14 protein-coding genes are annotated in these 10,094 nt (G+C 71.8%); 9 read left to right on the forward strand and 5 right to left on the reverse strand.

What is annotated here, in order from left to right; translation table 11 throughout:
* Positions 1-4: 4 nt before the first annotated feature.
* The 4 genes from ACTOWL_RS33520 to ACTOWL_RS33535 all read right to left on the reverse strand — a co-directional run bounded on the left by ACTOWL_RS33520 (position 5) and on the right by ACTOWL_RS33535 (position 2,611).
* The gene (locus ACTOWL_RS33520; RefSeq protein ID WP_441325640.1) at positions 5-406 is read right to left on the reverse strand and encodes a hypothetical protein; all 402 of its coding nucleotides are present in this window, start codon (positions 404-406) and stop codon (positions 5-7) included.
* 72 nt (positions 407-478) lie between these two features.
* A complete protein-coding gene (locus ACTOWL_RS33525; protein WP_441325641.1) occupies positions 479-1,354 on the reverse strand; it encodes a hypothetical protein in 876 nt (291 codons plus the stop codon).
* 56 nt (positions 1,355-1,410) lie between these two features.
* Complete coding sequence (locus ACTOWL_RS33530; protein WP_441325642.1) at positions 1,411-2,286, reverse strand: hypothetical protein; 876 nt, start codon at positions 2,284-2,286, stop codon at positions 1,411-1,413.
* 70 nt (positions 2,287-2,356) lie between these two features.
* Positions 2,357-2,611 (reverse strand): hypothetical protein, encoded by a 255-nt coding sequence (locus tag ACTOWL_RS33535; RefSeq protein WP_441325643.1) that lies wholly within the window; start codon positions 2,609-2,611, stop codon positions 2,357-2,359.
* 195 nt (positions 2,612-2,806) lie between these two features.
* Between ACTOWL_RS33535 and ACTOWL_RS33540 the strand changes: the two genes are divergently transcribed.
* From ACTOWL_RS33540 to ACTOWL_RS33580, 9 genes are all read left to right on the forward strand, one after another.
* Positions 2,807-3,064 (forward strand): hypothetical protein, encoded by a 258-nt coding sequence (locus ACTOWL_RS33540; protein WP_441325644.1) that lies wholly within the window; start codon positions 2,807-2,809, stop codon positions 3,062-3,064.
* Between the two features lie 90 nt (positions 3,065-3,154).
* The gene (locus ACTOWL_RS33545) at positions 3,155-3,337 is read left to right on the forward strand and encodes a CsbD family protein (RefSeq protein WP_441325645.1); all 183 of its coding nucleotides are present in this window, start codon (positions 3,155-3,157) and stop codon (positions 3,335-3,337) included.
* 10 nt (positions 3,338-3,347) lie between these two features.
* Entirely contained in the window at positions 3,348-3,503 is a 156-nt protein-coding gene (locus tag ACTOWL_RS33550) for an entericidin A/B family lipoprotein (RefSeq protein ID WP_441325646.1), read from the forward strand.
* Positions 3,504-3,580: 77 nt separating this feature from the next.
* On the forward strand, positions 3,581-3,739 hold the full coding sequence (locus ACTOWL_RS33555; RefSeq protein ID WP_441325647.1) for a YqaE/Pmp3 family membrane protein: 159 nt from the start codon (positions 3,581-3,583) through the stop codon (positions 3,737-3,739).
* A gap of 63 nt (positions 3,740-3,802) precedes the next feature.
* Positions 3,803-5,767: a S9 family peptidase gene (locus ACTOWL_RS33560; protein WP_441325648.1), complete on the forward strand. Its 1,965-nt coding sequence runs from the start codon at positions 3,803-3,805 to the stop codon at positions 5,765-5,767.
* Between the two features lie 59 nt (positions 5,768-5,826).
* Complete coding sequence (locus ACTOWL_RS33565; protein ID WP_441325649.1) at positions 5,827-6,627, forward strand: class I SAM-dependent methyltransferase; 801 nt, start codon at positions 5,827-5,829, stop codon at positions 6,625-6,627.
* A 56-nt stretch (positions 6,628-6,683) separates the two neighbouring features.
* Entirely contained in the window at positions 6,684-7,001 is a 318-nt protein-coding gene (locus ACTOWL_RS33570) for a hypothetical protein (RefSeq protein ID WP_441325650.1), read from the forward strand.
* A 21-nt stretch (positions 7,002-7,022) separates the two neighbouring features.
* On the forward strand, positions 7,023-7,847 hold the full coding sequence (locus ACTOWL_RS33575) for a class I SAM-dependent methyltransferase (protein ID WP_441325651.1): 825 nt from the start codon (positions 7,023-7,025) through the stop codon (positions 7,845-7,847).
* A 188-nt stretch (positions 7,848-8,035) separates the two neighbouring features.
* Entirely contained in the window at positions 8,036-8,935 is a 900-nt protein-coding gene (locus tag ACTOWL_RS33580) for a cobaltochelatase CobT-related protein (protein ID WP_441325652.1), read from the forward strand.
* A gap of 12 nt (positions 8,936-8,947) precedes the next feature.
* Here ACTOWL_RS33580 and lpxK read toward each other — a convergent pair whose 3' ends face one another.
* On the reverse strand, positions 8,948-9,937 hold the full coding sequence (lpxK, locus tag ACTOWL_RS33585) for a tetraacyldisaccharide 4'-kinase (RefSeq protein ID WP_441325653.1): 990 nt from the start codon (positions 9,935-9,937) through the stop codon (positions 8,948-8,950).
* Positions 9,938-10,094: the final 157 nt, after the last annotated feature.

Here is a 10,094-nt window from a genome sequence, read left to right on the forward strand (position 1 = left end):
GGGATCAGCCCAGCCGCTCCAGCCGCCGCTGCTCGAGGAGGAAGGCATCGCCGAAGGACAGCTTCGCCGTGGTCGGCGCCCGGCCGTCCAGCACCCGCCAGAACGGCGTGATCTCGGCCGCGCCGCGCCGATGCGCCTCCCACGCCGCCTCGGCGACGATGCGCAGGTGGAAGCCGGTGGTGATCGGGCAGGTCACCTCGGCCCCGTGCCGCCAAGCCAGCTCGCGCCGCAGCGTCGGCACATCCATGCCGCTGCCCTTCGGGATGGCGCGGATGAAGGCGTCGATCAGCCGGGGCGTCGGCACCAGCATGATCTCGCCGGCCTTCATCCCGGCGATGTCGATCGGCGCCGGCTTGACCTGATGCGGCCGCGGGTCGTTCAGCTTCTCGGTCCAGGATTTCGCCATCGCTGCCTCCCTCCAATCGGCGGCAGTGTAGCCTGGCCGGATTGACAGATCCTGCGAAGCCGGCTGTGGCGGCTAGGTCGCCCCCCAGATCCGGCCCTGGTCGACGATCCAGTGCCTCTTGTCGGCCGCGGTCACCACCAGGATGGGCAGCCCGTAGAGCAGGCTGGCGAAGACATGGGCCTCGGTCGGGGTGGGGGACAGGCTCTCGGTCATGAGGAAGGCTTCCGGCGTATGTCCCGCCGGCGCCTCCAGCCTGGGGGCCAGGCAGTTCTGGGACAGCGGCCCCGAGGACAGGATCCGGCTGCCGTCGCCGCTGACCAGGAAACGCTGGTGGCCGGCATACACCCTCACCTGCGGATCGGCGCTGGCGGCCAGGAGATAGACACGCCAGTCCCGGGTGTCGGGATCGCGGAAGACCACGGGGGTGTAAGGCAGCTTGCAGAGCGGAACCAGGCTGGCGGCCGCCAGCTGCCCGGCGGCGAGCTGGGCCGACTGGTCCGGCGTCAACGTCGGATCCGCCGGCCGGGTCAGGACGGGAGCCTGGCCGTCGCCGACGAAGGTCACGTCATAGGCCGCCTCGAACCGGCCGTCCCTTTGCCGGACGAAGCGCACCAGCACGCTGCTGCCGGAGATGTCCGTCACCCGGCCCCGCATGTCCGGGGCCCGCAGATCCGCGCCCTCGGCGAAGGCGATATCGGTGGCCCGCGCGGCGGCGATGTCGAGGGTATAGAGGGTGCGGCCCAGCGCCTCGATCCGGTGGATCTCCGGCGATGTCTGGGCCACCAGCTTGGAGCCCGCGACGTTTGTCGCCGCGGCCGGGCCGGCCGCGCCCGGCGGAGCCCTGCCGGCGCAGGCGGCCAGGATGGCCAGCAGGGCGAGCGGCAGCGCCGCGCACCGCAACGCGCTGACCACGCCGGATCGGCGCGGTGACGTGGTGGTGTCGATCATCTGGCCCCCCTGCGCCGCCAGCATGCCGTGTCCGGCCGCGCCAGCCAAGGGCGGCCCTACTCCCGCACCGTGGCGATGGTGCCGTGGGCGACCAGCCAGCGCTTGCCGTCCGCGGTCAGGACGATCAGCGGCAGGTCCTGGCGCAGGCTGAGGAAGACATGCAGCTCGGTCGGGATCGTCGAGACCGGCTCGGCCACCATGAAGGCGACGGCCCGGTGGCCCTCGGTGGTCTTCTCGCCGGCCAGGCAGGAGGGCGGCGGCAGCCGGCCGCCGGACAGGATGCGGTGGCCGTCCGGGCTGAGCAGGAAGCTGTAGTGGCCGCCGACCATGAACACGCCGGGCTCGGTCGACGTGGCCAGGGCGTAGACCCGCCAGTTCGGGGTGCCGGGCTCGCGGAACGCGACCGGCCGGTAGGTCTTGGAGCAGGGCTGGACGAGCCGCCCCAGCGCCATCTGCGCCGCGGTGAACTGGGCCGCCTGGTCCGGCGTCAGCGGCGTGCCCTCGCGGCCGACCAAAGCGGGGGCGGCGCCGCCGGCGTCGACGGTGACGTCATAGGCGGCCTCCGGCCCCTGGCTGCCCTGGCGCACGAAGCGGACCAGGATGCCGGTCGCCACCGGTTCGGTCACCCAGCCGACGATGCCGGCGGCCTGCGGGTCGATGCCGACCCGGCGCAGCTCGGCGCTGGCCAGGGCGGCGGCGCCGTCGATCACATAGATCCGCCGGCCCAGGGTCTCGGCGCGGCGGAATGCCGGCCCGGTCTCCGGCACCACCTGGGATGGCGCCGAGGCGGCGGGCGGGGCGGCCTGGCCCGGCACAGTCTGTCCCGGCGCGGGCTGCTGGGCCGCGACCTCGCCGGCCGGCAGGGCGAACACCGCCAGCAGCAGGGCGGCGCGCCCGAGACGGCGGTGAAGCGCGAAGGGATTCGGTCGCATGCGGTCTCCGCTGTGTCGGCCGCCACCATGCCGCGACCGGCCGGCCGGGCCAACCCCGAAAGCCCGGATGTCAGGGATCGATCGGGCCCCAGTCGAGCCGGGCCTTGTCGGCCTTCGCCTTCGCCTCTTCCGGCGTGGCGCCGGCCTGGAGCTGTCGATTGTAGACGATCTGCCGCCAGCTCCGCTCCGCCTGCAGCCGCCAGCGCATGGTGAGGACGAGGAGCGTCCCGATGACGATGACGGCGAGGGCGCCGCCGAGTTGCCAGGTCAGGACCGCCAGCAGCACGACGAACAGCAGCAACGCGCCGGGAATGACGAAGGCCATGGCGGCCCTCCTGGCTCCGTGGTCCGGACGACCTCAGGGTCGGCTGGAGTTGTGGCGCGGTCATGGCATGGGGCGTCGATGCCGCAGCGGCGACGGATCCGGATTTCCCCTGTTGCTCTTGTATGGGCCCGGTGCGCGGCGTCGCCGCGACGGCTGTCCCGTGCCGGACGATGCAACTGTGAGGAGAAAAAGACCATGGCAACCCGCAACCTCGAACAGGATGTCGATGCCCTGACCCGCACGATCTCGGAGCTGCGGTCGGAGATCGGCGCGCTGGCCGGCCGCGCCGGCGGCGCCGCCCAGGATGCCGGCCGGTGGGGCGCCCGCCGCGTCGGCCATGCGGCCGAGGCGGCGGCCGGCGAGATCCAGGGCCAGGTGGCCGAGCGGCCGCTGACCGCCCTCGGCCTGGCCTTCGCCGCCGGCCTGGCGATCGGCCGCTTCCTGGTCCGCTGACCGCCGCGGCGCCGTCGGAACTCCCGCCGGCGAGGCGCCGTTACCTGACCGGTCCGTCTCGGATCGGTGTCCCAACCCAGGAGGAAATCCATGGACAAGAATCGCATCAAGGGCGCCGTCGACCAGGCGGTCGGCAAGGGTAAGACGGTGGCCGGCAAGGTGACCGGCGACCGCAAGCTCCAGGCCGAGGGCCGGGCGCAGACCGGCGTGGGCAAGGTCGAGTCCGCCGTCGGCAAGGTCAAGGACGCCGTCCGCGACGTTCTCAAGAAGTGAGGAGCTGATCATGATCGCACGCATCGTTCTCATCGCCGGCCTGCTGGGCCTCGGCATGGCCGCCTGCGAGAACACGGTCCGCGGTGTCGGCCAGGACACCCAGAAGGCCGGCGAGAACATCGAGCAGTCGGTCCAGCCCAAGCCGCAGCCGCCGATGATGCCGTGACCGGCCGGCCCGGGCGGATGGCATGATCCGCCCGGGCGCGCGCGCCCCGAGTCCCGACCCGCAACTGAAGGACGCGCATGGACCTGCTCCGGATCATCGTCGCCATCCTGCTGCCGCCGCTGGGGGTGTTCCTGCAGGTCGGCTTCGACAAGCATTTCTGGCTCAACATCCTGCTGACGCTGCTCGGCTACATCCCCGGCATCGTTCATGCGGTCTGGGTGATCGCGAAGAAATAGGCGGCGCTGGAAACGCGCGGCCGGATCGGACAGGCTGGCGGTCCCATGGATCGGAGACCAGCGATGACTGCTATCAGGACCGCCCCCTATGGCTTCTGGAGGTCGCCGATCACCTCCGACCTGATCGTGGCGCAGTCGATCGGCCTGTCCGAGATGCGGCTCGACGGCGATTCGATCTGGTGGCTGGAAGGCCGGCCGCAGGAGGGCGGGCGCAGCGTGCTGATGCGGCGCGGCCCGGACGGCTCGGTCGTCGAGGTCAGCCCGCCGGCCGTGAATGTCCGCACCCGGGTGCATGAATATGGCGGCGGCGCCTGGACCGTCGCCGATGGCACCGTGTTCTTCGCCAACGACCGGCCCGGCCCCGCCGGCGCGCCGCCGGACCGCCGCCTCTACCGCCAGGCGCCGGGCGCCGCGCCCGTCCCGGTCACCGCCGCCACCGGCGAGGCCGGGGAGGAGTGGCGCTTCGCCGACGGGCTGGTCGATCCGCGCCGGCGGCTGTGGATCGGCGTCGGCGAGCGGCACCAGCGCGGCCAGGCCCATCCCGACAACATGATCGTCGCCGTGCCGCTGGAGGGCGAAGGCAGCATCCGCATCCTGGCGCAGGGCCATGACTTCTTCGCCTCCCCGCGGCTGTCGCCGGACGGCAGCCGCCTGGCCTGGTTGGTCTGGGACCATCCGAACATGCCCTGGGTCGAGACCACGTTGTTCGTCGCCGATCTCGACGCCGACGGTACCCCGGCCGGGCCGCCGCTGGCGTTGGCCGGCGGGTCGGGCGAATCGGTGTTCCAGCCGGAATGGTCGCCGGACGGGCAATGGCTGGTCTTCGCCGCCGACCGCTCCGGCTGGTGGAACCTGTATCGCTGCGACGGCCGCGGCGGCCCGGCCGAGGCGGTGCTGCCGATGGCGGCGGAGTTCGGCCAGCCGCAATGGGTGTTCGGCCTGTCGACCTATGCCTTCTCCGGCCCCGGGCGGCTGCTGTGCAGCTATATCGAGGGCGGGCTGGGCAAGCTGGCCCTGGTCGAGCTGATGACCGGCGCGCTGACGCCGATCGACCTGCCCTTCACCGACATCAGCTCGGTCCGCGCCGACGAGCGGGTGGCGGCGTTCCGCGCCGGCTCGCCGCGCGACCCCGCCCAGATCGTCCGGCTCGACCTCGCCACCGGGCGCTGGGAGGTGCTGAAGCGGTCGACCGGGATCGGCGAGGATCCGGCGCTGCGCGGCTTCTTCGCGCCGGCCCAGCCGGTCGAGTTCCCGACCGCGGGCGGCCGCACCGCCCATGGCCTGTACTACCCGCCGACCAGCCCGGACCATGCGGCGCCGGCGGGCGATGTGCCGCCGCTGGTGGTGAAGATCCATGGCGGCCCGACCTCGGCGGCGTCCTCGACGCTCAATCTCGGCATCCAGTACTGGACCAGCCGCGGCATCGCCGTGCTCGACGTCAACTATGGCGGCAGCACCGGCTACGGCCGGGCCTATCGCGACCGGCTGAACCTGGCCTGGGGCGTGGTCGACGTGCAGGACGCTGTGGCCGGGGCGAAACACCTGGCGGCGCAGGGCCTGGCCGATGCCGCCCGGTCGGTGATCACGGGCGGCAGCGCCGGCGGCTACACCGCGCTGGCGGCGCTGGCCTTCGACTCGTATTTCGCCGGCGGTGCCAGCCATTTCGGGGTCAGCGACGCGGCGGCCCTGGCGCGCGACACGCACAAGTTCGAGTCGCGCTATCTCGACTGGCTGATCGGCCCGTATCCGGCGGAGGCCGAGCGCTACCGCGAGCGGTCGCCGCTGTTCCATGCCGACAAGCTGTCGAAGCCGGTGATCTTCTTCCAGGGCGACGAGGACGAGGTGGTGCCGCCGAACCAGACCGAGGCGATGGTCGACGCGCTGCGGGCCAAGGGCCAGCCGGTCGGCTACGTCCTGTTCGCCGGCGAGCAGCACGGCTTCCGCAAGGCCGCCAACATCCAGCGCGCGCTGGACGGCGAGCTGGCGTTCTACGCCGTGGAGATCTTCAAGACCGGACTGGCGTTCTGAGGGCACCCGGAGTGCGCAGCGGTTGCTGCGGAGGCAGCATCCGCCATCGGAGACAGATCATGCCGCCGCCGAGACTTGCCAGGGATGCGGGGCGCCAGGCCTTCGGGGCCGACCCGGCCAATTATCACGGCGCCCGTCCCGACTACCCGGAATGGGTCTATCGGACGCTCCGGTCCCGCTGCGCCCTCGGTCCCGGGACTGCGACCTTCGAGATCGGCGCCGGGACGGGCAAGGCGACCCGCCGGCTGCTGGAGTCCGGCGCCGATCCGCTGGTCGCCGTCGAGCCGGACCCCCGGCTCGCCGAATTCCTGCGGACGGCCCATCCGGACCCGGCCCTGACGGTGCTGGTGTCCGCCTTCGAGGACGCGGCGTTGGCAGAGGCGGCCTTCGACCTCGGCGTCTGCGGCACCGCCTTCCATTGGCTCGACGAAGAGGCCGCGCTGGCCAGGATCGCGCGCCTGCTTCGCCCCGGTGGCTGGTGGGCGGCGTTCTGGAACGTGTTCGGTGACGACAGCCGGCCCGACCCGTTCCACCTCGCGACCCTGGAGCTCCTGGAGGGCCCGTCCACCCCCGCGGCCGGCGAGCGGGGCATCCCGTTCGGCCTGGACACCGAGGCCCGCCTGGCGGCGCTGCAGCGGACCGGCGCGTTCGACATCGTCGATACGGCTGCGCGCGCATGGTCCCTGGTGCTGGATGAGGACCAGATTGCGGCGCTCTACGCGACCTATTCGACCGTCAGCCTCCGCCCCGATCGCGAGGCGGTGCTGGCCGAGCTGCGCCGCATCGCGCGCGACAGCTTCGGCGGCCGGGTCATCCGCAACATGACGACCAGCCTGTATATTGCCCGCCGGGCGGCATGATGGTCCATATGCTGTAGAGTGCCGATGGCATGGGAGGGTTATCCACGAGGATGCCCATGAGGAATCAGGTTGCCGATCTCGCCAGACTTGGGCCGATGCCTGCTTCCCGCGCCGTCGGAGAAGACGAGGTCGCAGAGTATCAGCGGCTTCTTGAGGGGATACGGCCGCCGGTTTCCGATGAAGAGGCAACTGTGCTTTGCCGGCTGTTTGGCGATGATGACTTCTTTGGCTTGGCATGGGCCCTGCTGCATCTCATCGAGTCGGCACCGGGCTGGCCAATTCCCGGATGCCTGTTGCATTCGGACAATGAGTGGATCCAAACCCTGAGACAGAGGCTTCTCAACAGCATCGTCCCATTGGATAAGCCGAACTGAACGTCGACCAGCGGAGGTCCCATGCATCGTCCCGGGCGGATCGCCACCAGCCCCTCGGCGCGCCGGGCCGTCGCCTCGGCCTTTGCCGATGCCGACGTCGCCCGATGCTACGCCGCCCGGCCGCCCTATGCGCCGGAGCTTTACGAATTTCTGCTCGGGCTGGTGGCGGGGCGCGGCCGGGCGCTGGATCTGGGCTGCGGGCCGGGCAAGGTCGCCATCGTCCTGGCCGATCACTTCGCCGAGGTGGTGGCGCTCGACCCGTCCGCGGCGATGATCGAAGCCGGCCGGGCGGCCGATGCCGGCCGGCATGGCGGCATCGCCTGGACCTGCGACACGGCCGAGGCCTATCGGACCGATCGCGGCTTCGACCTGGTCACGGCCGGCACCTCGATCCACTGGCTCGACCACGACGCGGTGTTCCCGAAGCTGGCGGGCTGGACCGGGACCCTGGCGGTGATCGCCGGCGACGAGCCGGCCGCCGCCCCCTGCGGCGACGAAGCATGGACGGCGTTCCTGGCGCGGTGGCTCGCCCGGGTCGGCGGCCGCTACGATCCGGCGGGCGCCGCGGCGGAGGCCGGGCGCCATGAGGCGTGGATGGACATCGCCGGCCAGAGGGACTTTCCGTTCACGGTCCGGCAGAGCCTCGCCGAGTTCATCCGCGGCCAGCATTCGCGCGCGACCTGGAGCCGAGTCGTGATGGGCGAGGCCCTAGCCGCCGAATTCGACCGCGAGCTCGAGGCGCTGATGCGGCCCCTCGCGACCGACGGGCAGCTGGTGCTCGACATGGTCTCGACCCTGACCTGGGGCGCGCCGCGCCGGGAGCTGCGTCCGGGGGCAGGGGGTTAGGCGCGGAGTACCCGCCGCACCACCGGCTCCAGCACCGCGTCGACGGCCGTGGGGTCCCAGACGAGGGCAGCGCGAACTCGCCCTTGTCTGTCGACCCGCCGGACCGCCATGCTGGCTGCTCCACTCTCGGAGCGCCGATCGTGTTTGCGTCGCCATTCATGGTCGGTCTCGGCCACCGTCTCCGGAGGATGGCCAAACGATCTGGGAACGTTGCTGGCCGGGACGGCTACAGGGTCTTCACCGATCTGTTCGACGAATGGGTAGACGCAAGGGATCTGGAACGGCTCATGCCGCAGCTGGACCCCGAGGACGCTGCTGCCTATCGGCGGGCCTGTGACATCTTCGAGCGTGGCCTGACGGACTGGAAGCTGGCCATGCAGATGGCGGCGTTGGACGCGAGTTCGCAGATCCGCCGGGCGCACCCGGTCGGGCAGCCGCGGCCCACGGTCGTCGCCCTGCTGATCGATCATTCCGGATCGATGAAGGGCAGGAAGATCTTGCTGGCCGCCGCGGCAGCGGAAATTGCGATCGACTTCCTGCTCCCACTCGGCGTGGCGGTCGAGATCCTCGGCTTCACCACGGTCGGATGGCAAGGCGGACAGTCGCGGCAAGCCTGGATCGCTGCGGGGCGTCCTGCCGCACCCGGACGGCTCTGCGACCTTCGCCATATCGTCTACGGCGAGGCGACCGGCCGTCTTCACGGCAGCCTGTGGCCCATGTTCCGTCCTGATCTGCTGCGCGAGAATGTCGACGGCGAAGCGCTGGAATGGGCAGCATCGAGGCTTCGCGAGCGGTCGGAACCCCGCAAGATCGTGATCGTGGTCTCGGACGGGGCGCCAGCAGACGATTCTACGCTGGCGGAGAATGGCACCGACTACCTCAGCCGGCATTTGCACGAGGTGGTCCCGCGGCTCAGGGCTTCTGGGAAGATCGAGGTGGCTGCAGTGGGCATCGGCGACCACGTCGATCACATCTATGGAACGTCACCAGCCATCGAAAGTCCGGATGACCTCGGCAAGGCCCTGATCCAGCTTCTGCAGCGCCTGCTCACGGGCGATCCGCGGACAGATCCGGGTGGCAATTCCTGAGACTTGCCGCGGCTACGGCCCGACCTGCCGCACCACCGGCTCCAGCACCGCGTCGACGGCGGCGGGGTCGTCCCAGGCGAGGTCGACGCGCAGGGCCTCGACCATCGGCCGGGCCTCGGGCGGCAGGCGGACCAGGTCCTTCTCCGTCGTCACCGGCACGGCCCCGCGCTCCTGCGCCGTCTCGACCAGGCGCATCACCTCGTCCGGCGTGTAGGCGTGGTGGTCGGGGAAGGGAACGGCGCCGACGATCTCCGCCCCCAGCTCCGCCAGGGTGGCGAAGAATTTCTCCGGCCGGCCGATGCCGGCGAAGGCCAGGACCTTGCGGCCGCGCAGCCGGGCGGCATCTTCGGGTGAGGGGACCAGCCGGGCAGCCAGAGCAGGCAGGCCGTGGCGGGCGGCCAGGGCGCCGATGCCGGCGCGGTCCGGGCCCATGGTCACCAGGGCGTCGGCCCGGGCGAGCCCGTGCGCCGGCCGCTCGCGCAGCGGGCCGGCGGGCAGGATCCGGCCGTTGCCGAAGCCCATGCCGTCGACCACCAGCAGGGACAGATCCTTGGCCAGGCTCGGATTCTGGAAGCCGTCATCCATCAGGATCAGCTGGGCCCCGGCGGAAGCGGCGGCGCGGGCCCCGGCCGGGCGGTCGCGCGACACCCAGGCGGGGGCGGCCCGGGCCAGCAGCAGCGGCTCGTCGCCGACTTCGGTCGCTTTGTGCCGCTCGGGGTCGACCCGCACCGGGCCGGCCAGCGAGCCGCCATGGCCGCGGCTGAGGACATGCACGGCGATGCCGATCTCGGCCAGGCGGCGGGCGAGGGCCAGCGCCACCGGGGTCTTGCCGGCGCCGCCCGCCACCAGATTGCCGACGCAGATCACCGGCACCGGCGCGCGCTGCGGCTTGATGAGCGCCCGGCGCAGGCGCGAGGCGAGGTCGTAGAGCGCGCCGGCCGGGGCCAGCAGCCGGGCCGCCGGCGTCGCCTCCGGGCGATACCAGAAGCCGGGGGTCTTCATCGCCAGAGTCGCCTGGGGATGTTGTCTTGCCTCTCCCGCCTGGCGGGAGAGGTCGGGCTCGCGTAGCGAGACCGGGTGAGGGCGGGCCCCGGCCTCGACAAAATCCCCTCACCCGGAGCCGCTTCGCGTCTCCGACCTCTCCCGCTTGCGGGAGAGG

This window comes from Inquilinus sp. CA228 (assembly GCF_052078665.1).
Lineage (GTDB): Bacteria > Pseudomonadota > Alphaproteobacteria > DSM-16000 > Inquilinaceae > Inquilinus.